Raw genomic sequence first — 23,694 nt, forward strand, 5'->3', positions numbered from 1 at the left:
TTATTCCCCTTGCTTAATGTCTTCTATGGCGGCAGAAAGCTCGCCTATCTCATCTAATATCTTCAGCGTTTTATGCGCCTCCTCTTCATCAACAATGCTCAGAGCAAAGCCAACATGAACCAGTACCCATTTATCTACTAAATCACTTGCTTGGTGGGTATCGCCTAAAACACAGGCAATGTTTACCTCCCTAGATACACCCGACAGGTCAACCATTGCGATTTGATTGTCAGTATCTATAATTTCTTTAATTTGCGCTGGAATACCTAAACACATTAGCATTTCTCCTTTAATTTAGTTGACAGACTCTCAAAGGTAATCACACTGGTTTTGGTTAAAATCATGGCTTTTTGAATTTCATTTTGCAATTCTCTAACATTGCCAGGCCAGGTGTAATTTTCAAGTGCTTGACTTGCATCCTCGTCAATTGTTGTAACTTCTTTATCAAACAACAAGTTGCCTTGTTCAATGATGCTCATACAAATCGGCAAAATATCTGCTTGCCTCTCTCTTAAAGGCGGAATTTTGAATTCTACACCTGCCAATCTGTAAAACAAATCCTCTCTAAAGTTGCCCGCTTTTATTTCTTTCTTTAAGTCTTTATTAGTCGCCGCAACGATTCTTATATCAATGGGTATATAATTATTTCCACCCAGTTTACGAATCACACCTTCTTGCAAAGCACGCAGTAATTTCACCTGAAAGGCTGGCGATATATCACCTATTTCGTCAAGAAAAACTGTCCCTCCTTTGGCTTGTTCAAGCAGTCCTTTTTTATCGCTATAAGCACCAGTAAAGGCACCTTTAACATGTCCAAACAATTCACTTTCCAATAAATCATCTGGTATGGCGGCGCAGTTTTCTATAATCAAAGGTTTTTCTTCTCTAGTGCTATAATAATGAATAGCTCTTGCAAACAACTCTTTCCCAGAGCCAGATTCACCGTAAATTAAAACAGGAATATCATAGCTAGAAAATTGCTTAACATCATCACATAAATTGTTTAAAGGACTCTGATCAGAACGCACTAACTGATCAAAAGAATATTTTTTTTGTTTATTTTTCTTAGTGATAATGGCGCAAGTTGTGGTTTTCGGTGAATCATGCTTAAACACCAGCGGCAATATTTTACCTTTATCTTGAAAAGAAAAAATTTTGGCAGCATTACCAACAATCAGCCTTAAATTATCGGCTTGAAAAGGTTTGTAAAGAAATTGGTAAATTCCAGCACTATTGCCATGCATACACATTTTTATGTCTTGAAAATCTGCAATCATTAAGCGCACAGTTTCAGGGTATTTTTTTTGAACTTGTGTTAAAAAATCTATACCTTTGGTCTTTTCTATGTTTTCATCTACAATAATGACTTCAATAGCGTATTCGTATAATAGTTCCCAAGCATCATGAGCAGTATCAGCAAAGTAACACTTAAAATCAGCATTGAGTATAGTTGCATAGAACTTCTGATAGGATTTATCCCCATCCACAATTAAAACCTTTGCCTTGACTGGGTTTTTATACATTTGTTTTAATGCTCCTTAAGGAGCCCCTGAAGAGTGATGATAAAACTCTGCAAAACTTAACGCTATTAGTTTCAAGGCAAAATCTGAAGTTGCTAGTTATTCTTAACAACAAAAATTTTAACGCAAAAAATAATGGCGTTAAGCTTTGCCCTACGGGACTTAGCAGATTTTTCACAGTCAAGGCATTTGTCTTGTTAAGGCAATAAGCATTACCTGCAACAAATGCCTTGACTGTGAAAAATCTGCGTTGTTAGAGATTGTCATCACTCTTCAGAGGTTCCTTCAGCGCAGCAATACTGGCCATTTGTGCTTTAAGCCAGTTATACCATTTATCCATACCCTCACCTGAAGTGGCAGATACTTGCAAAATTTGAATCTTAGGGTTAACCTGGCGGGCATAATCAATACACTTTTGTACATCAAAATTAAGGTGTGGCAATAAATCAATTTTATTAAGTAGCATTAAGTCTGCTGCGGCAAACATATCGGGATATTTAAGGGGCTTGTCTTCACCTTCGGTTACTGACAAAATAGCCACCTTACAATACTCACCTAAGTCAAATGCCGCAGGGCAGACTAAATTGCCAACATTTTCAATAAACAGCAAACTGTCTGGCTCAATATTCAGTTCGTCAAAAGCATGTCCAATCATGTGTGCATCCAAATGACAGCCTTTACCCGTATTCACTTGCAAGGCTTGCACGCCAGTTTTGTTGATTCTATCTGCATCTTGCGTAGTTTGTTGATCACCTTCAATAACCTTAAGGTTTATTTCATCTTTTAAATTTATCAAGCTGGTTTCTAAAATCGAGGTTTTTCCCGACCCAGGACTTGATACCAAATTAAGCGCTAAAATACCTTTTTTAAGAAAAAAGGCGCGATTTTCATTGGCGTAATTATTGTTCTTAGAGAGGATGTCTAATTCTACTTGGACGATTTTTTCTTGACTCATTCCTGCAATATGTAGACCCGCAGCCCCTTTACCATAATGCTGTTGTTGAGAATGGCTATGCTCATGCTCATGTTCGTGTGAATGCTCATGCCCATGGCTATGTTCGTGTGAATGCCCATGCCCATGGCTATGTTCGTGTGAATGCCCATGCTCCTCTTCTGTTTCATTACAACCACATACTGTGCACATAATCTACTCCTTAATTGATATTTGTTTAATTTTTAATTCTTCGCCGCCAGTAACGGTTAATTGACTGGAACGACATAATGGACAAACATCATATCTCTGCTTGATTACCACTGTTTTATCACAACCAAAACACCAAGCCTGCCCCGGTGTTTGAACAACCTCCAACTCGGACTCATGTGCAATACTACCACGAGTTGCCACCTCAAAACTAAACTCTAAGGCACGCACTTCTACGCCCGAAAAGGGACCAACCTCTAGCCAAACCTTGTCAATACCTTGATAATTATTCTCTTTTGCAGTTGTTTCTAAAGACTCAACGATGTCCATACAAATACTCATTTCATGCATCAACCACCTCTATCTGATAACCCACACAAGGATCAATTGCATTAACCAGCAATTTTATTTTAGCATTAAAATCTTGCTTGTTTTCAAAATTAATGGATGTAATCATTTGTTTTAACACCCCCTGAGGATGAAAATTCCATTGTGTTGGTGAGAGTATCCGATACGCTTTAATTTTCTCATCTTTAATGGTTAAAGTATGTATCAGTTTCCCGCGTGCTGCATCAATATCAACCATTGCCATGGTGTCGGCAGAAGTATTAACCTCATAATGAATATGCTCATTGTGAATTTGTGTGTAATTATTCTTTACCCGCTTTAATAGTTCAAATATTTCCAATAATTGAGCGCTAGACCTAGTAAACACCCCGCTGCCATATGTATCAAGCAGCTGTTGCATCAAAAGGTGTTTATTTTGTCGTGCGTATGGTGTGGTTTCATAACACCTATTTTGATAACTTGGTTGGCTAATAAAAGCATCATTATTGAGTAATGTTGCCAGTTCTTTTGTTGCTATATTTGGTAAAAAATTAGTCTTAGCATTGCCCAAATCTTTGAATTTAGATTGCTGTATATGGTGTAAAAATATCGCACAATCGCTACTTTGAGTCGCTATCCAATAGTCAAAGCTGCCACGACTGTCAAAAACAGTTTCAGGATGAAACTGTTTACCAATGAGGATGATGGTCAATTGTTTTGCTAATTTTGCCACTAAAGGCGCAATACTGCCAAAAGATTGTAATGTTTTATCTTCTAAAGACAGCGGGCTGCCTGATGAAAACAAACTGCTATTGATTGCTCTAATCGTGGTAAGCAAATCAATCATACTTTTGTTGATTGTCTGATTATCATTCGCGCGCCACTTTGTGGCAATACTAAAACAATGCTCTCTAATGGTTTCCAAATCTAACAACAATTGATAAGCCGTTATTTCATTTTGACTTAAACCAATGACTTTGCACTTGTCCAGCAAGCGTAAAAAAGCAAATCGGTGCGCAGTATTACATAATTGATATAAGGCATCCAGCGTTGTCGCTACTTTTTGGATAGGTTGTTCGGCAAACAATTGGGTAATATGTAGCGGACGAGATGAAGTAATTGAGACCTCTTTAACGCTGTCAAAATCAACCGTGACTTTAACTGCAATCTCTCCTTCAATTGACATTACGGGTGCCCTGCACTAGATTTTCCACGAAGAAAATCTCGTCTTGAGGCAACTTTATTTAAAATTTCATCATCTTTAATTTTTTGTTGTCTTTTCTCTTCATTTTTCTTTGTTTCTTTAAATTTATCACTCTGCAACAATTGTGCCATTATCGCTTCAGCTGTCTCAACCGCCTGCTGTTGGGTGCTGAAATTAGACATTGGAGAGAACAAAGAACAGGTTAAATAAATACCAAATTCGTCATCTAACTGAGTTAAAAAAGAATACTCGCCATCGGGAAATAATATGTTGGCAGTCTTGCCCACTCTTGCTTTTTGTTGCATAATTTCCTTCGGCAACAAAACGATATTCATAAACCAAGGTGTGATTAAAATACCAACTTCAGATGCAAATTTACTATTTTCTTCACCCCAATTAACAAAACCTACCGTCTCAACCTCGAGCTTATTATTAAGAATAGGAATATCATTCATTTTGTGCGTATGCACATATTGGTAATGACTTTTTAAACGCTTAACATTGTCGCTATCCATGTTACTGGCTACAGGATATCAGCACGTGCAATCACCATAAATTGGTCCTGAAGACCATCGCAATTTGGGCAATGCCAATGATCAGGTAGTTTTGAGAAAGGCGTGTTGGCTTCAATTTGCCAATAATCATCCCCTTCTTCTGGCTTGTAAACATAGTGACAAATCTTACATTCCATACAGGCGTCGTCTGCTATTTTTTCGTTATCACCTAAATAGCTACCCTCAAAGGTCTTCATAATTCATCGCTAAATTCTTTGAGACGCTCAATACTGTCCGCTAAATCTTCTTGTGCTGCACAAGCAACAATAGGGATATCCACGACTTCAATGGTGCTGAGTATTTCATTATCGGTAGAATTAAAGTATTTGACCCACCAGATTGAAGAAATCCCTGTAGAGGTAATACGGCAATTACCATACCCTCTAGAAAGGATAACAGTATTACCTACACCTAATATATTATTAATACAGGCAATGTCTTCTTCGGTATGTGGCAATAATGTTAAATTAATCGCCTCTGGCATCAAATCGTCTGAATTTAAATTATTGTATTCTGCTCTTTTGTCTTCCAATTCTGTCAAAATTGCTGGTGCATTAATGACATTTTCTGGCAATAAAGCACTGTTAAATCTAACCTTATCAGACAATTGTTGATTTAAATTAACAATAACCGAAGGTATATCACCAACCTCAACATAATCATCAACTAAATTACCCTCCTTAATGACACTAATACGCCAAACACCGGTAAAAATTGACTCTTGAATATTGATAACTTCGTCCGTAGCGTTAATGATAGCACTAACCTCACCCTCACCTAATAAGGCGTTTAAATAAGCAATGTTCTCGTCATTAAGGCCTTCAACTTTAAACAATAGGTTATCATCAGTAATATTATGACCCTCCATTGAAGTATAGATATTTTCTAAAAACGCCTTACATTGAGACAAGTCAATACTTTCATCCCATTCATAAATCTTGCTATTCACATCAAATGTGGACATTTCAGTAGGCATTTCCATATACTCAAGCTTGTCTTCTTCAGAAACCTCTTGTGAGCCTGCGCCGAGTAAAAAATTTGCTGGAATAGGGGGGGCGGGTATTGATGACATATAATTTTTCCTTTTTTTAGTTTTGCGATAAAGCGATTTTAATCGGTGGGGTGGTTGGTTTTGACATGATAAGTGTTTGAATTTCATCAAGGTATTCATCCCAATCTCTAACTTTGGATATCGTACCCAAATAACCACCCTCTTTAAAAAATACCAAGGATGGCCAAGTAGTAAAGCCGTAATTACGTTGAACTTTCATATCGTCATCTCTGCTAATAATGGCGGGGACGATTCTTCCATTAAATGCAGACATTAATTCTGGCAATATAACAGCAACATCTAAGGTTTCTGGAAAAAGTTTGGCATCGTTACAAAAAAATAAAACGCTATAAGGGTGTTTGTTAATAAATTCACTAACATCACTTTCACCCAAAAGTGGATAGTGATGGGTTGTGATAAGTTGTTGTACTAATTCTGGAAACATAAAATTACTCGCTATTATTCAAAAAAGGGTTAACGGGTTCACGATTGATTAAATCGCCAAACAATTGCTGCACTCTGTCTTCTTGTCCGCCAGTTGCTGCTAAGGCAACTGCCGCTAACGCAGCATCAATTTCTTTAGCCTTGCCTGCTGAGATAACCTCTCTGGCAGCATCAATAAAAACCAACACCCATGTGCCAGTAATTTGTGGGCCGACTAACTGCATATTAATGGTTTTATTGATGCCATTATCTTGGCAAGTTGCAAAAGTATCACTAACAGAATCTACAACCTGCATGGGTATACCAATACACATCTACTTATCCTCAAAGTGTTTGCGACCATCAACAAAAACATTGGTGGCACAATTACCATCTATTAACTCGCTATCCCTTTGTTCAAAAGAATTATCAAACAAAATCCGGTCATCGCCTTTTCTACAAGCCAATGCCTCTGAAGGGCGGTTGGCTTCATAATCCGTTATATCAATAGTTGGGCTGTTGACGCCTTCATCCCCATCAAGTAGCTTAGTGCGTTTTTTGTAAGAAACTGAGTAACTGTTAAGATATTTTAAACATTCTTTGATTGCTGGCTGAATTTGTGCTTTTACTTCATCGCGTAAACTGCCTCCAAAATCATCTAATTGCACAGGTTGAACGCCGATCAAAAAAATATGATCCGGTGTTTCGCCCGTTAGTTCAGCAGTTGATAAGACTTCTTGAAAGCCTGTTTGATGCAGACTCATTTTTTTAGCACCCATAAACTTAGGCACTTCTTCATCCTGAATTAACTTCATTGTTCCTGGCTCTAAACCATAATCAATCGCATCAAATACAATCAATAAATCGCATTCCTGCACATGCTGAATAAGATAAAGACCTTGTGTGCCACCATCCATTAATTTAACATCATCATCAAATTCATATTGCTGATTGATGGCCTCAACTGTGCGAACACCAAAGCCCTCGTCCGCCCAAAGGATGTTACCCACACCTAATATTAGAACTTTCATCAAGTAACCTCAAAATAAACAACCAAAAGGCGTACAATTAGACGCCTTTTGGTTGAATCAAATTAAAAAAAATTATCTACGGTCGTCCTTCCAAGTTCTCCAGCCATTAATCATTGTACTTACAAGTGATTGTCTTGACATGATATCCTCTCTAATCGCAGCATAAATGTGAATCATGACAAAAGTCAGAATAAACCACATGCCTATATGGTGCCAAGTGTGCACATCTTGACTTTGTCCAAATAGCGGGATTAGCCAGCCTGCAAAAGCATCATACCACCAACTGTCCATACCCTGACCTTCAGCATACAGTGCAAAACCTGTAAAAATCATAAAGATAGAACCTGTTACGAACATCAAAAACATGAACAATGATGCTAGCGGATTGTGCCCTACATATTTCTGTGGCTCTTTTTCTAAAAAAGCATACCATCTGGTTTCTTGCCATACTTCTGACCACCAATGTTTACTAAGAAAGGGTGGTAAAAATAATTGTTTAGCATGCCCATTGCCTACAAATGCCCAATATATTCTACCAATCATTCCGATAGCAAAGATATAAGCCGCTGCAAAATGAAAAAAGCGAATATAGCCCATAACATAAAAATCACTTGCCTCTCCCGACATGCTTGGCAGTGGCGAGCCAATAAAATAACCCGTTATAGACAATACCAAGATTGCTGCTGCATTCACCCAATGCCATAAACGCACCGGTGCTTCATACACATAAGTTGCCTCTACTGTAGACTCAATGCCTGATGAACTTAAATCACCAATCGCACTCTCCATCTTTTTTGTGCTCATAACTTACTCCTCAAATCAATAAAAGTTTAAGACAATAAAAGACTCATACCCAACATTAAGCCAACAAGGCCTAACACCATCAACACTGCACTCAGTATTTGCTTTCTCTTAGAAACAATAACTGCGCTTAGCATAAGTGCAACACCAATCGTTAACATTGCAATAATGTGATATGAGCTGGCAAAATAATGTTTAAAAACTTCGGTTACGCCAACAAATTCAAATGGTGTATGACCTGAGTGTGCCAATACTGATACAGAAAACAAACTTGACACTATTATTAATAATTTTTTCATTGTAATACTCCTATCGTACTTTAACATTAATTAACTCTTCACCATCTTCACTCATCACATGAGTAGAGCAAGCAAGACATGGATCGAAACTGTGAATGGTGCGTAGAATTTCAACAGGCTCATTGGCTCTTTCAACTGGCGTTCCCATTAAACTGGCTTCAAATGCACCAATATTACCTGCGGGGTCACGAGGTGATCCATTCCAGGTAGTAGGCACAACGCATTGATAATTTTCAATCTTACCGTCCTTAATCTTAATCCAATGCCCTAATGCGCCACGAGGTGCTGCGGCTGTTCCATAACCTTTGGCTTCTTTTGGCCAAGTTTTAGGGTCCCATTTCTCCATGTTGGCTGTTGAGGTGTCACCATTTTTAATATTTTTCATCAAATCGTGCCAGTCATCAACCATCATATCAGCCACATACTTAGACTCTAATGCTCTACCAAGTGTTCTACCAATAGTTGACTGCAGCACTTGTTTGGCATTTAAATTTGTCTTAGCAAGACTATTAAAATCCGACACACTGCGATTAATTTGGTCTATCACATACTCTGAGCCTTGTGCATAAGCCAATACATAGCGAGATAGTGGACCCACTTCAACCGCATGACCTCTCCAACGAGGGGCTTTAATCCATGAATATTTAGCACTTTCATCCAACTCTTTAATGTCAGTTCTGGTGCCTTTAGTTTTAGAGCCCAACTCATAATTTGCTTCAGTAATACCATCCCAAGGGTGTAAGCCTTTAGACTCATCTGGGTATTTGTACCAAGAATGTGTCACAAATTCTTGCACTTGCTCTGGGTCTGCTGGATCAACCGGGAATACTTCGTTCCAATTGTCATTCAAAATTACACCGCCTGGCAATTGATCGGTTGACTTATCATAGTTAACCTTAGGGTAAGCGCCATAATCCATTACACTCTTAGCGCCAATACCACCACCCCACAATTGACCTTTATAGAAACTGGCAATCGCAATCACATCAGGCACATAAACATTGGTATTAAATTGCACCATTTCATCAATACGAGCCTTAACAAAATTCAAGCGCTCCATATTTAGAGGCGCACCAGCAGCCATATCGCCATCCATATTAATAGCACATGGCACACCACCAACTAAATAGTTAGGGTGAGGATTCTTACCACCGAAAATTGTATGTAATTTAACAAATTCTTTTTGCAAATCTAACGCTTCAAGATAATGCGCAACCGCCATTAAATCAGCCTCAGGAGACATTTTATAGGCAGGATTGTCCCAATAACCATTCTTAAACGGACCCAATTGACCCGATTCAATGAATTTTTTAATTCTGGTTTGAATATCTTTGAAATAACCAGGGCTTGATTTGGCATGCTTAGGCGACACTATATGTTGTAAGCCAGAAGTAGCTTTTGGATCGGCCTTTAAAGCATTTACTGGATTTACCCAGTCCAACGCATGAAGATGATAAAAATGCACAACATGGTCATGCACTTGCAGTGTTTTTGCCATCATCTCACGAATTAAATGTGCATTAGGTGGAATCTCAATACCCAAAGCATTTTCAACGGCTCTACAAGATGTTAATGCGTGACAACCTGTACACACGCCACAAATTCTTTCAACAAAAGCCCAAGCATCACGAGGGTCTCTGCCTCTTAAAATAACTTCTAAACCACGCCACATTGTGCCGGTTGATACGGCATTAACAATCACATTATTTGCGTCTAAATTTACCTCGCAACGCATGTGCCCTTCAATTCTAGTAACAGGATCAACAACAACACGTTTGCCGCTATTATCCAGTGTATAACCATTAGGTGTATTGATAACTGACATTTTCTATTCTCCTTTAGTGTCTTCTTGATTATTCTTAGCACTTTTCAATGCACTAGCGGCGGCATGTGCTGCAATAACAGCGCCTGTTGCACCTGCCACGGCAAAACCAATTTCATCTGCATCGGCCTCAACACCAAAGCCATGAACTTCGGTTAAGCGATCATAAAATGAGCCTTTATCCCAAAATCCATCTTCTGAACAACCGATACAACCGTGCCCTGCTTGAATTGGAAAGGAGGTGCCTTCATTCCAACGAATGGTAGAGCAAGCGTTATAAGTTGTTGGTCCTTTACAACCAACTTTATACAAGCAATAGCCTTTTTTCGCATTTTCATCATCAAACTCTTCAACAAATTGACCCGCGTCAAAATGTGGACGACGGTAACATTTGTCATGAATTCTTTGAGAATAAAACATTTTAGGGCGACCTTGTCTGTCTAAAGTTGGCATCTTGTCAAAAGTCAACATATAGGTGATAACACCCGTCATAACCTCAGCAATTGGCGGACAACCTGGCACCTTGATAATAGGTTTATTGGTAATTAGTTTATGTGTTGGCGTTGCCTGAGTAGGATTAGGCCTGGCGGCTTGCACACAGCCCCATGAAGCACAAGAGCCCCATGAAATAATTGCCTTACAGTGTTTCGCGACTCTTTCAATTTGATGATGGAAAGGTTTACCTGCAATAATACAAGACATGCCATCTTGATTAAGTGGTGTATTACCCTCAACAGCAAGGATAAAATTACCATCATATTTCTCGATAGTTTCATCAATAATGGCTTCTGCCTGCTGACCCGCTGCCGCCATAATCGTATCATCATAATCCAATGAAATCATCGATAAAATTACATCTTTGGCTAGTGGGTGAGCTGAGCGAATAAACGACTCTGAACAACAAGTACATTCTAAACCATGCAACCATAAAACCGGTATTCTGGGTTTGTTTTCCATTGCATAAGCAATTTTACCGACAAACGATGGACCCAAGCCTAAAGCGGTTGCTGTCAAACTACAATACTTTATAAAGCTACGACGACTGATGCCTTGTCTACGCATGACATCATAAAAGCTCTCAATTGGCGATTTAACTATTTCTGTATTGGCCATAACACTACTCTCCTGTAAAAATCAATTAAAACCCATTATTTTTAACAAACGTTATAATGGCTTACTTAATATACAAGCAATAACTATGCCAAAAATAGCACTACAAACCAAAATAGGGTTTAATCTTAAACTAAGCCCGACTCTTAAAAATTCAATAAACCTTTTATCTATACCGCATATAGAACTTACAGCTGAGATAAATAAAGCCCTAGAAAATAATATGTTATTAACTGAAGTTGAGCCAAAAACACATGAATATAATACTTATTCAGGACAGAATAAAAATGAAGAAGCCTATGAATTACAAATAAAATCTGAGGAATCGTTATTTACTAAATTAGAAAAACAGTTGCTCACCTCTAATTTAAGTGTCCAGCAACTTGCCATTGCCAAAGTAATCATTGACAACTTAGATGAATTTGGATTTTTAAAAGCAAGCATTGAGATGATTTTTCATGTTTATCAGCGACAATATTCTAAAGAAAAAATCAATATACAAGAGTGTGAAGTGGTTAGAAATTATATGCAGCATAATTTTGAACCTTTGGGTATTGCCTCATTTAACACACAAGATTTTTTATTATTGCAAGTTGGCAAGCAGGCAAATATTATTGAGAAACCTTTGATTATTGGGCTCTTGTCTGAGGATATTAGCATTGATACCATTACGCCAACGCAAAAAAGTATTTTTCTTAAAGTGGTTAAATCACTACTGAAAACACCCCTTGATAATACCCAAGACGATGTGCAAACACAGTTTATTCAGGCTGATGCCAGTATTTATAAAGACGAGGGGGGTTGGCACATCAAACTAAAGTCACTACCTACAATAGCGATTAATAAGCAATATTTGGCATTGCGTAAAAAAATCAAAGACAAGGCTCTGTTTAATCAGCATTTGTCTAGTGCACGCGGACTAATGAGTTTTATTGAATATCGCAATAAGTCTTTACAAGTGATTGTTAGTACACTGATTAACAAACAAGAATTGGCTTTAATTAAGGGCGAGAGATTTTTAAAACCTTTAAGTCAAAAAGAAATGGCTTTAGAGTTAAACATCGGCGAGTCCACATTATCTCGCCTAATTAAAAATAAATATATTGATACACCTATTGGCACTATTAAAATACAAGACTTATTCTCCGCCAATGTTGGTCAAAATTCCTCAAAATCTGTCAAGCAAATGATTATTGAGATTATTCAACAAGAAAAAAATGCACTTTCAGACCAAAAAATAACTGATATCTTAATGCAAGATAATATCAATATTGGTAGAAGGACGGTAACGAAATACAGAAAGTCTGTTAATATTCCTTGTGCTAGAGATAGAAATCACCAATTAAGATAACGCAATCAATAGTGCTTCCATAGTAGTCTTGGCATCGCCAAACAGTATTTTAGTATTTTTCTTATTAAACAATGGATTGTTAATATCTGAGTAACCATTAGGCATACCTCGTTTTAGCACTATGGTGGCCTTACTATGTCAAACCTCAAGCACAGGCATGGAGTATCAAGGCCTTCTAACGCAGAAAGAGGCTGTGTCATGAGCACTAATGATTACACCGATATTTTTAAAATCCTCATTGATTTATTCCATTTCAAAGACGGCGTCTTAGAGAGTAAGGGAATGTTTAGCAAAACCAGTGCCTATTATCATTACAACCAAAAATCAATACCCTGATTCTTAAATTCATCATAGCGTAAATAGTGCGTACCATCGCATGAAAAATTTAAACCAATAAAGCCATTAACCAAGTTTAATGACGCCGATCGTAAATAAATGGTTTCATCCATAAAACGCAAGGCTTTGAATTGATTGAATATGTCCATAATATCCAATGAAGGCACAATGGCTCGTTCAAAATAGGGGCGGCGTGGATAAGCCAGGCAGATATTGGGGTCGCATAATTCATCAATAGTCAATATACGATATACATAACAATCATCCGCATGCCAGATGGTCGCCCTATTACTTGAAAAATGAATCTGACAATGGTAAACACCATGCTCCAGCATCAATTCTTCCATTAAGTACAAGACATTATCAATAGACTGATCAAGCTGACTTTCAACGCGCTCTTGTAAAAACAGCCCACCTCGAATAGAAGGGTCTCCTTTCATTTGTCGCCATTCATCTGATTCTTGATAAATATTGCCTGTAAAAGGCAATTCGCGTAAATCATAATCAACACCCAGAAAACCAATGCGCTCATTTTTATCGTTCTTAATCACTTGGATAGCTGTTAATGAGGGGGCGTTTTTTATTCTTGCTGATGTAGGAATCTGACAGCTTAAACTCTTTTTCCCCGAACATATTTTTCATATAAGGGCGATTTGAACGATTACGCCCATAGGCATCATGCTCAATCTTTTCTCGATTCATGGTTGAGCTGATTTGCACGCCCTGAGAATCCAGGGCATAGAGGTTTTTACAAAAAGATAATTCCTTACAGGCACTTGATAAGTGTTCATTGAGCAGCAACTGACTATTTATGACTGGTGATAGCTTTCCAGCCAAGTTCTGCAACGACATGCCTAGGGTTTTTGTCAGTAATTCTTGTTGTTGTTTTATGGATTGTTTAAGATTTTTCATTGTAATTTTATTTCTAGGCTGTATTAAATGTATTCACCATTGACTAAATAACTCTTATTTCAGAGGTGCATAAACAGCATAACGATTTATAGGTCAAGACAATGCAACCAAAAGTGCCTCCATACTGGTTTTAGCATCACCAAACATCATTCGAGTATTTTCTTTGGTAAATAATGCATTATCAATACCCGAATAACCCGTTGACATACCACGTTTTAGCACAACGGTGGTCTTGCTATGCCAAACCTCAAGCACAGGCATACCTGCAATAAGGCTATCAGTATCTTCTAACGCAGAAGGATTGACAGTATCATTAGCGCCAATGACAATGGTTACATCAATATTCTCAAAATCGTGATTAATTTCATCCATTTCAAAAATAGTCGCATAAGGTATATTTGCCTCTGCTAACAAAACATTCATATGTCCTGGCATACGACCAGCAACTGGGTGGATACCAAAACGCACATTAATGCCTTTACTTATTAGCAACCCCACAACACCAGAAACAGCATATTGTGCTTGTGCAACTGCCATACCATAACCTGGCACAATCATCACTTTTTTAGCTTGATTCAGTAAATCTGCCAAACTATTGACATCAATACTAACCACTTCATCTTGACTATTTTTAGTGCTGTTTTGAGTAGGTATTGTGGCGTTTAATCCACCACCGGTAATCACACTGATGAAGCTACGATTCATAGCCTGACACATAATATAACTTAAAATTGCACCACTACTACCTACTAAAGCACCGATAATAATCAACAAATCATTGCCCAACATAAACCCAGTCACTGCCGCTGCCCAACCTGAATAACTGTTTAACATTGAAATCACCACAGGCATATCGGCACCACCAATCGCAAGTACCATATGTAGCCCGTAAATAACACCAATGGCGGTCATAACATACAATGCCATATAAGCAATTTCTGTTGTTTGGGTAGTAACAAATATCCAGCCTAAAACAATAACAACGACCAGCATCACTAAATTGATCATATGCCTAGCAGGTAATAACAATGGTTTGCCACCAAGCATAGCACTCAATTTAGCAAAGGCAATGATGGATCCAGATAAAGTTATCGCACCAATATAAATACCCAAATAAACTTCAATATCATGAATATTCTTTTCCAATCCACTAAATTGAATACTGGTATCCATATAGTTGTTATAGCCAATTAGCACCGCTGCTAAACCCACCAAACTGTGTAATATGGCAATCAGTTGTGGCATTTGCACCATTTGCACCCGCACTGCTAAAATTAATCCTAAAACCGCACCTATTGCTATGCTGATAAAAATCATTAGATAATTGCTCACAGCACTACCCCCCACAGTCGCACTGACTGCCAACACCATGCCTAAAATCCCATACATTAGTCCTTTTCGAGCATTGTCATTGCTACTCAAACCACTTAAGGCCAGAATAAAAAGAATTGCCGCTATGAGATAAATTGCACTAGTAAGATTTTCAGACATAAGAATCGTTATTTATTAAACATTTTAAGCATACGATGGGTTACTGCAAAACCAGCAACAATATTGATGGTAGTAATTAAAACAGCAATGCCTGATAACCACATCACTGTATTTGAAGAAGATGAAACTTGTAATAACGCACCTAAAATAATAATACTGCTAATCGCATTGGTGATACTCATCAGTGGCGTATGTAAAGAATGCGACACATTCCAAATCACCATATAACCAATAAAACAGGCTAAAACAAACACGGTTAAATGATTCATAAAAGCAGTAGGTGCAAAGACACCAACACCCCATAACAAACCACCCATAATCAATAGTAGGACTATATTTTTTAAAGATTTATTTGATGTTGATTGTGTTACATCTACACTTGGAGGAGCAACCATCTTAGCCACCTCCTCTTTGGCAGCAACCTTAACTGGGGCAGCAGCAGGTAGCTGCCAGACAATCTCACCATCATGCACCACTGTTGCACAGCGGATAACCTCATCTTCCATATTTAATGCTATCTGCCCGTCTTTCTTAGGGGTTAATTCAGTCAGTAAGTGCGCTATATTGGCAGCATAAAGTTGACTTGATTGTGGTGCTAATCTGCTCGGTAAATCACAATAACCAATAATACTTACCCCATGCTCTACGCTGATTGCATGTGCTTTTGTTAGTTCGCAATTACCGCCTTGCTCAGCCGCTAAATCAACAATCACACTGCCCGCTTTCATTGATTTCACCATAGCAGCGGTGATCAATATAGGCGCAGCTTTGCCAGGAATAAGTGCTGTGGTAATAATTATATCCACTTCCTTTGCCTGCTCAGTAAATAATGCCATTTCTGCATCAATAAAGGCTTTACTCATAGTCTTGGCATAGCCGCCTTCGCCACTAGCATCTTCGGCAAAATCCAATTCTAAAAATTCTGCATTTAAACTCAGAATTTGTTCTTTTACCTCAAGCCTAGTGTCAAAGCCACGCACAACCGCACCTAGAGATTTTGCTGTGCCAATAGCAGACAAGCCTGCCACGCCTGCGCCAATAACTAAAACTTTAGCGGGTGCAATCCGCCCTGCCGCGGTAATTTGTCCAGTAAAAAATTTTCCAAAAATATTCGCCGCTTCAATCACTGCTCGATAACCCGCAATATTTGCCATTGAACTGAGAGCGTCCATTTTTTGTGCCCGTGAAATTCTAGGAATGGTGTCCATTGCCAGAGTATTAACTTTTTGGTCTGCCAGTCTTTGTAATAACGCTGGGTTTTGTATTGGCCAAATAAAACAAATTAGGGTTGTACCAGGCTCCATCAACGAGATTTCATCAGAATCATTATCTGTCTCTAATTCAGGTGCACGAACTTTTAAAATAATATCAGCCCCAGCAAAAAGTAGCTTGATGTCATCTGTAATAACAGCACCAGCAGACTGGTATGCCATATCATCAAAACTTGCTGAGATGCCAGCATTCGTTTCGATTGATACATTAAAACCTAAATCAATTAATTGACTTACTACAGAGGGTGTTACTGCTACACGCTGTTCTCCGGGGTAGCGTTCTTTTGGAATTGCAATTTTCATATCAATTTAAAAGGTTCTATTTTTAATGTTATATTCAAAGCAATGAGCGAATATGATAAATCTATTTTTGATAAGCGGCAAAAGAGTCGCATAATTCTTGTTTGGCTTCATCAGCATCGCCCCAACCGTCAATTTTTACCCATTTACCTTCATCAAGATCTTTGTAATAAGTAAAGAAATGTTCAATTTGGTCTTTTAAAGTTGCACCAACATCATTAATTCCTTGAATATCGTGATAAGATTTGCAGAGCTTATCTGTCGGCACTGCTAAAATCTTAGAATCTTTACCAGCCTCATCAGTCATCCGCAATACCCCAATTGGGCGGGCTGTAATTACTGCATCGTGAATCAGTGGGTAGGGGGTAATAACTAGCACGTCCGCAGGATCGCCATCATCAGCAAGCGTTTCAGGGACAAAGCCATAATTGCATGGGTAAAACATTGGCGTGGTGATAAATCTATCGACAAACATTGCTCCTGTTTCCTTGTCAATTTCATATTTGACTGGCGATGAATTGGCTGGAATCTCAATAATGACATTGATTTCATCAGGGATATTACCTGCTGATACGGGCCTTAGACTGTTTTGCATTTTTTAACTCCATTTTTATTATAAATTTTCGCACATTCTGAATGATTCAAATCCCTCGCCAGGCTGCAGGTTTATTATCTCATTAGCAGACACTCGAGAGTCTGAACAGCCAATCCATAAATATTTAGGCGTTTGCTGCTTGAATAATTTGGAAAAAAAATTAGGATGTTTTTCTTGTAATTGTGCAACCCATAATACATTATTGTCTACAAAGGTGCTGTAAGTCCATTTAAGTATTCTTATGCCAAGCATCTACATTGCTGATTTTTCCTTGCCAAGGTAATATCCACATTTGATAAAGTGAGGTTGATAACATCACAGTTGAGGCAAGACTGTAACCAACACCACCAATAATGACCAGCCAAGCAAAAGCAGGGTCTAAGCGCGTTAGCCACCAGGCACTGACATCAAGCAGTAAAAAAGCGAATGGAGTAAAAATAATGAGTATTTTGAGCCATTCATTAAACCCAGTTGCTAACGAAAAAATCAAACCGACAAAAAAGAAAATAAAAGCAATGCCGAACAAATGAATATGAGAAATACGCGTTAAACTGGATATATCTACCGAAGATTCAGTTTTTGCTAACTCTTTAATTACTGCATAGTTAGTAAGGTTTGGGAGTGTAGCTATATTGGCATGGCAAGCCGCACAATTTGATGCAACAATCGGTTTAATATCAGTTTTCCATGCTTGCTCGTCAGCTCCTTTTTTAACCCAGTGGATAATGGCTTTCCGGTCTTGTTCAGATGCCTTATCTTTCATTGAGCCATTGAGTTTGTTTTCTAATGTAGAATTTGAACGATTGCCATAATAACTATAGACCACATCATCAATTGACAATCCAACTTTGCCATCAGACGCACCATGAGTCAGCATAATTTGTGCACCTGCCATCATTAACCCCACGCCAATGACCAAAATATAGCCAGTAAACAATCCTTTAATAGATAAAGGTAAGTTTGATAAATTCATTAACACTGCTCCCAATTAGGCTCGTCTAACCAAGACACCAAAACACTATCAATTGCATGACCTACAAACTTATACTCCGCACAAGATCGCACGTCTAAAAATAAGATATTTTTATCATTTTGCAGTTTTTGGTAGGCTTGTTTTGGCGTTAAAGCAATAACTTTACTCATTTTTTTTCAGCAATAAAAATTAGGTGGCAGAATTTAATACAAACTTAAGGGGGAAATATCCCGCTCTGCCAAACGGTATAAAAAGGTTGTATATCTAATTCAAGCAATAACTATGCCAAACTGGTAAATTACCCTACTTTCAAGGCATATAGAAGGTTTAGAGAAAGCTATGCACTAAATCCCAAAGAATATGATAACTGGTTAAATGAGATTCTTGCACTCTATGAATACTGTCTGTCTCAACAGTCAAACACAAATCAATGGAAGTGCATTTAGCCATCTCACCCCCTGTTTGACCTGAAAATCCAATGGTAGATAAACCCATTTCTTTAGCTTGAACAAAAGCCTGAATCAAGTTTTTTGAATTACCGCTGGTAGAAAATCCAATCAACACATCGTTTTTTCTTGCCAAACAAACCAGCTGACGTAAAAAAACATGCTCCTTGCCTACATCATTAGAAACAGCTGTTAGAGTAGCAATATCAGCTGTTAAGTTAGTTGCAGCCAAAGCTTTTCTGCCTGTGGTTACTGGGTGCATAAATTCAGTGGTAATATGTGCGGCGTCACAAGACGAACCCCCATTACCCATGGCAAATAAATGACCTCCTTGTTGGTAGCTTTTAGCAATGATTTGTGCGGCATCAATTAATTTATCAGCATTGTTTTGAAAAAAAACTTGCTTAGCCCGAATGCTGTCTGCTACTTTTTTATTGAGAGATTGTAATAAATCTGGTGTTACACTTTTATTTTTATCCAAGAATGGATACAAACTTGATAGCGTGTCTTTATTCCCCATATTTTTTCTCCCTTGCTCTACAAATTGCAGCCTGACCAAGGCTAATACCGCCATCGCCAAATGGAAGTTGTGACGGGGTAAGTAATGTTATTCCATCTATTTTATTGAATAACTCACAGGTTAATGCTAATAATAATTTGTTATTAAAAACACCACCTGACAAAACAACGGTTTCAAATAGGTAATCTTGTTTTAATTGTTGTGTAATTTCAAATAACAACCGAGCCAAACAAAGATGAAATTTATAAGCAATAATTGAGCATTCTACTTGATTTTTTAAATCTAATAGAATACCCAACCATATTTGCTTAATATCAATTTGGCAGTGGCTTGAAGTGGTTTTTAATTCAAACTCATATCCCTCTAATTTGGCATTATTATCATAACAACAACTTTTGGCTAAACTCTCCAATTCAATTGCTGCCTGTGCCTCATAACTGATATGTTTTGGGCAAATACCTAACACATAGGCTACAGCATCAAACAATCTGCCCACTGAAGAAGTCAAGTTAAGCGGAATATTGCTACCCAGCAAAGCCTCTAAATCTTGAGTCGGTTTATTGGTGAAAAAATCCCCTAACTCTAAATTATAATGTTTGAAGTAAGCGTATGCCATGCGCCATGGCTGGGTAGCTGCTTTATCACCGCCCAACAAAGGCACATATTCAAATTGTGCTAAGCGCTTAAAACCAACATAATCTGCTAACAAGAACTCTCCGCCCCAAAGACTATTATCCCCACCTAAACCAATGCCATCCCAAACCACGCCTAAAACTTTATCGCTATCTATGGCTCCACCATGTTCAAACAAACAAGCGGCGATGTGCGCATGGTGGTGTTGTATCGCTTCTAGTTTAATGTTGTTAGTTTGTGCATAATTATCAGCATATTTAGAAGATAAATATTCTGGATGCAAATCGCAGGCTAACTGCTTAATTTTTGCGCTATATAGTTGCTGATATAAGTCAATATTATTTTGAAAATCTTGATAACTTTCTAAAGTTTTTAAATCACCAATATGTTGCGAAACAATCGCTTGTGATTCAGTCAACAAACAAAATGTATTTTTGAGTTCTGCACCAACCGCCAATAACCCACTATGGCTTGAAAATCCCTTGGGCAAGGATAATGAAGTTGGACCGTAACCTCTTGCTCTGCGAATAACTCTAAGGTCGCCCGCAACATACTGAACCACTGAATCATCAACACGGTTGACAATATCACGATTGTGCATTAAAAAATAATCAGCAATACTTTCAAGTTCATTCAACGCATGCTGATTGTCTATAATTTGAGGATTGTGGCTTTGGTTGCCAGAGGTCAGTACTAAAGGTTCGCCCAACTCTTGTAACAATAAATAGTGTAACGGCGAATAAGGCAGCATAAACCCCAAATTTTTCTGTTTAGGGGCAATCTGGTCAGGCAATCTATCATTTGCTTTATTCAGCAATACAATAGGTGATGCCTTATCTGTTAACAAACACTCCTCTTGGTCAGAGACAAAACAATATTGCTTCACCATGGAAAGATTTTTAGCCATTAAAGCAAATGGCTTATGTTTTCTGTGCTTTCTTTCTCTAAGTGCAACAACAGCAAATTCAATGCTCGCTAAACAAGCCAAATGAAACCCACCAATACCTTTAATAGCAACAATTTTTCCTTGTTTTAATAATGAAACAGTTTCCTTGATAATATTATCAACGACAATATCATTGCCATGCATATCTGTTAATTGTAATTGTGGTCCACAATCAGCACAAGCATTGGGCTGAGCATGAAACCGTCTGTTGACAGGATTTTGATACTCTTTCTTGCACTGCTCGCACATTGAAAAAACCGACATACTGGTCGAGTTTCGGTCATAAGGTATCTCTTTAATGATAGAAAATCGAGGACCGCAATTAGTACAATTGGTAAACGCATAACCATAACGACGATTATTTTTATCGGTGATATCAGCTATGCAATCCTTACAAATACTGGCGTCAGGTAAAACAATTGCCGAGATCTCGCCTTTGCTACTTTGTCCAATACTAAAATCGTCATAAAATTGATTACTTTGATAATCGTTCTCAATGTTAATATTGGCTATTTTGGCAAGCATCGGCACATCACTTTTAAGTAACGATAAGAATTGATCAAGCTGTATTTGCGTACATTGAACAATCACAACAACGCCAGCACTATCATTATAAACTTCCCCAACAAGATTAAATTGTCGTGCAATTTTATAAACAAACGGTCGAAATCCAACACCCTGAACAGCGCCAGTAATCGTTATTTTTTTGCTAATTAGCGTTTTAATGTTTGGTTTATTTTTTTTTGTTTGCTGGCTTTTTATCAAACGTGGATTCATATTGCCTCATATGTTCTTTTAACATTTTGCTGAACTCTTGCGTATAAAATTCAACAGCATCATCAGAATTTTTTTGGTAATTCTCTTTTGATTCAGATAAAGATGCAGTAATAAATACACTAAAACGCGCCGCTGCATATAGTAATGATGCATTAACCAATTGATGGTCGTTAGACTCGCATTGTTGATTGGCTTGCGCTATAAAAACATCTGCGATTTTAATAAAGTTTTTATCAGCATTTTCTTGTTTCTTGCCCTTACTCATACTATATTTCTCCCATTTAAATTGTGAATAATAACCATTTAAACATCTATTTCCTCAATATTTCAAGCAAAATTTGCAAAAAATTTTCTTACGATTATTGAATCTAAATTCTAAGAAAAGTATCAAATAACTACAAATATCAAACTAGTCGCGCTATAGGTGGACATAAAAATCTAGATTAGGAGGTTTAGAATAAATTATCCTAGATAAAGATTTCATCATGCGGGGCGGCATATTGATGATTAGGTTTTTGAGACCCTGTAAACCAGATTGTGTAAACACCTCTTTCAAAAATCAGACATAATCCTTTAATCTATCCTCATGTAAGATTATAAACTGATTCATTGCTTGTGACCAATTTCGTATTGGCATTGTCCATTTCTTACTGGCTGCTTCAATGGCTAAAAAGACCACTTTAAAAGCAGAGTTATCATGATTAAAAATCTTTCTGTTTTTGATAGATTTTCTAATCACTGAGTTTAAGGATTCAATGGCATTAGTGGTATAGATTGCCTTTCTGATTGCCTCAGGATAAGCAAATAGAGTAGCAACATTATCCCAATTTCGTCGCCACGATTTGGCGATACTTGGGAACTGCGTATCCCATTTATACTCAAACTCATCTAACGCCAATAAAGCTTCTTCTTCAGTAATAGACTGATAGATTTGCTTTAAATCACTAGCAACATTCTTACGTTCCTTATAGCCCACATATTTAAGCGAGTTGCGAACCATATGAACAATACACAGTTGTACATCAGCCTGTGGGAACACGGCATTAATAGCTTCGGGGAATCCCGTTAACCCATCGACTGAGGCGATCAGGATGTCTTTTACGCCACGATTAGCAATATCGTTAAGAACGCCCAACCAGAACTTAGAAGATTCATTTTTGGACAACCATAAGCCAAGACATTCTTTTTTACCCTCAAGATTAACGCCTAGGGCAATGTACATGGTCTTTTTAATGATTTGTTTATCTTGCCTAACTTTAATGACAATACCGTCTAAATAAACAATGGGGTAAATCTCATCCAATGGACGATTACGCCACTCTGTGGCTTGAGCAATAACCGCTTGTGTTACATTGGACACCAACGTTGCTGAGATGTCAGCGTCATACATCTCTTTAAAGGTTGTGACAATATCACGGGTGCTCATGCCTTTGGCATACAGGCTTAATATTTGATTATCAAAAGTGCCTAATCTGGTTTGACCCTTCTCAATGATAGCAGGCTCAAAGTTAGCATTGCGATCCCTTGGAATAGCAAGTTCAACTTCGCCATGATTACCTTTAACAATTTTAGAGTAGTAGCCATTGCGAGCGTTATTACTGGCATTAGATTCATTGCCATTTTGTCCATATTTTGGATAGCCAAGGTGATGTTCCATCTCAGCACCAAGTGCCGCTTCTATGGTCATCTTAACCAATGATGCAGACAAGTCTGCCAAGTCATCTTGGGTGTGGATGTCTTTGGCAAGCTCACCAGCAAAAGCACGGAGTTTTTGTTGGTTAATGCCTGTGTTGTTCAGTTGGTTCTTTTGGTTTTTTCTTAGTGTTGCGTTACTCATGTTTTTTCTCCTTTTTAGGGATT

General features: G+C 37.9%; 30 protein-coding genes and 1 pseudogene. 3 read left to right on the forward strand and 28 right to left on the reverse strand.

The window, feature by feature from the left end; all coding sequences use genetic code 11:
- From BSEPE_RS01130 to BSEPE_RS01205, 15 genes are all read right to left on the reverse strand, one after another.
- Complete coding sequence (locus BSEPE_RS01130) at positions 1 to 276, reverse strand: HypC/HybG/HupF family hydrogenase formation chaperone (RefSeq protein ID WP_066042839.1); 276 nt, start codon at positions 274 to 276, stop codon at positions 1 to 3.
- Positions 276 to 1,487, reverse strand: a complete 1,212-nt coding sequence (locus tag BSEPE_RS01135) for a sigma-54-dependent transcriptional regulator (RefSeq protein ID WP_162262074.1) — start codon at positions 1,485 to 1,487, stop codon at positions 276 to 278. Before BSEPE_RS01135 ends, BSEPE_RS01130 begins: the two co-directional genes overlap by 1 nt.
- A gap of 286 nt (positions 1,488 to 1,773) precedes the next feature.
- Positions 1,774 to 2,664 (reverse strand): hydrogenase nickel incorporation protein HypB, encoded by an 891-nt coding sequence (gene hypB / locus BSEPE_RS01145; protein WP_066042846.1) that lies wholly within the window; start codon positions 2,662 to 2,664, stop codon positions 1,774 to 1,776.
- Between the two features lie 3 nt (positions 2,665 to 2,667).
- On the reverse strand, positions 2,668 to 3,003 hold the full coding sequence (gene hypA, locus BSEPE_RS01150) for a hydrogenase maturation nickel metallochaperone HypA (RefSeq protein ID WP_231893506.1): 336 nt from the start codon (positions 3,001 to 3,003) through the stop codon (positions 2,668 to 2,670).
- A gap of 1 nt (position 3,004) precedes the next feature.
- Complete coding sequence (locus BSEPE_RS01155) at positions 3,005 to 4,174, reverse strand: nickel-dependent hydrogenase large subunit (protein ID WP_066042853.1); 1,170 nt, start codon at positions 4,172 to 4,174, stop codon at positions 3,005 to 3,007.
- Positions 4,174 to 4,707: a [NiFe]-hydrogenase assembly chaperone HybE gene (hybE, locus tag BSEPE_RS01160; protein WP_066042856.1), complete on the reverse strand. Its 534-nt coding sequence runs from the start codon at positions 4,705 to 4,707 to the stop codon at positions 4,174 to 4,176. The genes BSEPE_RS01155 and hybE overlap by 1 nt, the downstream gene beginning before the upstream one ends.
- 8 nt (positions 4,708 to 4,715) lie before the next feature.
- The gene (locus tag BSEPE_RS01165) at positions 4,716 to 4,943 is read right to left on the reverse strand and encodes a rubredoxin (RefSeq protein WP_066042859.1); all 228 of its coding nucleotides are present in this window, start codon (positions 4,941 to 4,943) and stop codon (positions 4,716 to 4,718) included.
- Positions 4,940 to 5,818, reverse strand: coding sequence for a hydrogenase expression/formation protein (locus BSEPE_RS01170; RefSeq protein WP_066042864.1), 879 nt, complete (start codon positions 5,816 to 5,818; stop codon positions 4,940 to 4,942). Before BSEPE_RS01170 ends, BSEPE_RS01165 begins: the two co-directional genes overlap by 4 nt.
- 16 nt (positions 5,819 to 5,834) lie before the next feature.
- On the reverse strand, positions 5,835 to 6,242 hold the full coding sequence (locus BSEPE_RS01175) for a thioredoxin domain-containing protein (RefSeq protein ID WP_066042867.1): 408 nt from the start codon (positions 6,240 to 6,242) through the stop codon (positions 5,835 to 5,837).
- Positions 6,243 to 6,246: 4 nt separating this feature from the next.
- Complete coding sequence (locus tag BSEPE_RS01180) at positions 6,247 to 6,555, reverse strand: HypC/HybG/HupF family hydrogenase formation chaperone (RefSeq protein WP_066042870.1); 309 nt, start codon at positions 6,553 to 6,555, stop codon at positions 6,247 to 6,249.
- Positions 6,556 to 7,251, reverse strand: coding sequence for a HyaD/HybD family hydrogenase maturation endopeptidase (locus BSEPE_RS01185; RefSeq protein ID WP_066042873.1), 696 nt, complete (start codon positions 7,249 to 7,251; stop codon positions 6,556 to 6,558).
- 72 nt (positions 7,252 to 7,323) lie between these two features.
- Positions 7,324 to 8,040, reverse strand: coding sequence for a Ni/Fe-hydrogenase, b-type cytochrome subunit (gene cybH, locus BSEPE_RS01190; RefSeq protein ID WP_408065663.1), 717 nt, complete (start codon positions 8,038 to 8,040; stop codon positions 7,324 to 7,326).
- Positions 8,041 to 8,081: 41 nt separating this feature from the next.
- Entirely contained in the window at positions 8,082 to 8,351 is a 270-nt protein-coding gene (locus BSEPE_RS01195; RefSeq protein ID WP_066042879.1) for a hypothetical protein, read from the reverse strand.
- A gap of 10 nt (positions 8,352 to 8,361) precedes the next feature.
- Positions 8,362 to 10,176, reverse strand: a complete 1,815-nt coding sequence (locus BSEPE_RS01200) for a nickel-dependent hydrogenase large subunit (RefSeq protein WP_066042882.1) — start codon at positions 10,174 to 10,176, stop codon at positions 8,362 to 8,364.
- 3 nt (positions 10,177 to 10,179) lie between these two features.
- Entirely contained in the window at positions 10,180 to 11,256 is a 1,077-nt protein-coding gene (locus BSEPE_RS01205) for a hydrogenase small subunit (RefSeq protein ID WP_066045981.1), read from the reverse strand.
- Positions 11,257 to 11,371: 115 nt separating this feature from the next.
- Here BSEPE_RS01205 and BSEPE_RS08245 point away from each other — a divergent pair.
- Together BSEPE_RS08245 and BSEPE_RS01210 are read left to right on the forward strand one after the other, a co-directional pair.
- Positions 11,372 to 11,506: pseudogene (locus BSEPE_RS08245) on the forward strand (hypothetical protein); the annotation flags it as partial.
- Complete coding sequence (locus BSEPE_RS01210) at positions 11,507 to 12,634, forward strand: RNA polymerase factor sigma-54 (protein WP_231893507.1); 1,128 nt, start codon at positions 11,507 to 11,509, stop codon at positions 12,632 to 12,634. It begins immediately after the preceding pseudogene.
- Here the strand turns inward: BSEPE_RS01210 and BSEPE_RS07805 are convergent.
- Complete coding sequence (locus BSEPE_RS07805) at positions 12,626 to 12,757, reverse strand: NAD(P)(+) transhydrogenase (Re/Si-specific) subunit beta (RefSeq protein ID WP_269450675.1); 132 nt, start codon at positions 12,755 to 12,757, stop codon at positions 12,626 to 12,628. The two genes, BSEPE_RS01210 and BSEPE_RS07805, sit on opposite strands and share 9 nt — an antisense overlap.
- Positions 12,758 to 12,832: 75 nt before the next feature.
- Here BSEPE_RS07805 and BSEPE_RS07950 point away from each other — a divergent pair, with 75 nt between their 5' ends.
- A complete protein-coding gene (locus BSEPE_RS07950) occupies positions 12,833 to 12,970 on the forward strand; it encodes a hypothetical protein (RefSeq protein ID WP_157059360.1) in 138 nt (45 codons plus the stop codon).
- On the opposite strand, the gene BSEPE_RS07810 is transcribed toward BSEPE_RS07950, so the two are convergent.
- The 12 genes from BSEPE_RS07810 to BSEPE_RS01260 all read right to left on the reverse strand — a co-directional run bounded on the left by BSEPE_RS07810 (position 12,946) and on the right by BSEPE_RS01260 (position 23,617).
- Entirely contained in the window at positions 12,946 to 13,521 is a 576-nt protein-coding gene (locus BSEPE_RS07810; RefSeq protein ID WP_066042888.1) for a hypothetical protein, read from the reverse strand. The two genes, BSEPE_RS07950 and BSEPE_RS07810, sit on opposite strands and share 25 nt — an antisense overlap.
- Complete coding sequence (locus tag BSEPE_RS07815; protein ID WP_066042891.1) at positions 13,514 to 13,882, reverse strand: hypothetical protein; 369 nt, start codon at positions 13,880 to 13,882, stop codon at positions 13,514 to 13,516. Before BSEPE_RS07815 ends, BSEPE_RS07810 begins: the two co-directional genes overlap by 8 nt.
- A gap of 93 nt (positions 13,883 to 13,975) precedes the next feature.
- Positions 13,976 to 15,373: an NAD(P)(+) transhydrogenase (Re/Si-specific) subunit beta gene (locus BSEPE_RS01220; RefSeq protein WP_066042898.1), complete on the reverse strand. Its 1,398-nt coding sequence runs from the start codon at positions 15,371 to 15,373 to the stop codon at positions 13,976 to 13,978.
- Positions 15,374 to 15,381: 8 nt separating this feature from the next.
- On the reverse strand, positions 15,382 to 16,947 hold the full coding sequence (locus BSEPE_RS01225) for a Re/Si-specific NAD(P)(+) transhydrogenase subunit alpha (RefSeq protein WP_066042901.1): 1,566 nt from the start codon (positions 16,945 to 16,947) through the stop codon (positions 15,382 to 15,384).
- A 61-nt stretch (positions 16,948 to 17,008) separates the two neighbouring features.
- Positions 17,009 to 17,539, reverse strand: a complete 531-nt coding sequence (gene ppa / locus BSEPE_RS01230) for an inorganic diphosphatase (protein ID WP_066042903.1) — start codon at positions 17,537 to 17,539, stop codon at positions 17,009 to 17,011.
- 18 nt (positions 17,540 to 17,557) lie between these two features.
- Positions 17,558 to 17,791 (reverse strand): carbonic anhydrase, encoded by a 234-nt coding sequence (locus BSEPE_RS08250; protein WP_066042905.1) that lies wholly within the window; start codon positions 17,789 to 17,791, stop codon positions 17,558 to 17,560.
- Positions 17,769 to 18,512: an elongation factor-1 alpha gene (locus tag BSEPE_RS01240; protein WP_066042907.1), complete on the reverse strand. Its 744-nt coding sequence runs from the start codon at positions 18,510 to 18,512 to the stop codon at positions 17,769 to 17,771. Before BSEPE_RS01240 ends, BSEPE_RS08250 begins: the two co-directional genes overlap by 23 nt.
- Complete coding sequence (locus BSEPE_RS07955) at positions 18,512 to 18,682, reverse strand: rhodanese-like domain-containing protein (RefSeq protein ID WP_157059361.1); 171 nt, start codon at positions 18,680 to 18,682, stop codon at positions 18,512 to 18,514. The genes BSEPE_RS01240 and BSEPE_RS07955 overlap by 1 nt, the downstream gene beginning before the upstream one ends.
- Positions 18,683 to 18,839: 157 nt before the next feature.
- The gene (locus BSEPE_RS01245; protein ID WP_066042909.1) at positions 18,840 to 19,478 is read right to left on the reverse strand and encodes a D-sedoheptulose-7-phosphate isomerase; all 639 of its coding nucleotides are present in this window, start codon (positions 19,476 to 19,478) and stop codon (positions 18,840 to 18,842) included.
- The gene (gene hypF, locus BSEPE_RS01250) at positions 19,468 to 21,834 is read right to left on the reverse strand and encodes a carbamoyltransferase HypF (RefSeq protein WP_066042911.1); all 2,367 of its coding nucleotides are present in this window, start codon (positions 21,832 to 21,834) and stop codon (positions 19,468 to 19,470) included. Before hypF ends, BSEPE_RS01245 begins: the two co-directional genes overlap by 11 nt.
- Positions 21,791 to 22,099 carry a DUF3144 domain-containing protein gene (locus BSEPE_RS01255; protein WP_066042913.1) on the reverse strand — a complete coding sequence of 103 codons (309 nt, stop codon included), beginning with the start codon at positions 22,097 to 22,099 and terminating at the stop codon, positions 21,791 to 21,793. Before BSEPE_RS01255 ends, hypF begins: the two co-directional genes overlap by 44 nt.
- A gap of 294 nt (positions 22,100 to 22,393) precedes the next feature.
- Complete coding sequence (locus BSEPE_RS01260) at positions 22,394 to 23,617, reverse strand: IS256 family transposase (protein WP_066045985.1); 1,224 nt, start codon at positions 23,615 to 23,617, stop codon at positions 22,394 to 22,396.
- Positions 23,618 to 23,694 lie beyond the last annotated feature (77 nt).

The organism is endosymbiont of Bathymodiolus septemdierum str. Myojin knoll, assembly GCF_001547755.1.
Taxonomy (GTDB): Bacteria; Pseudomonadota; Gammaproteobacteria; order PS1; family Pseudothioglobaceae; genus Thiodubiliella.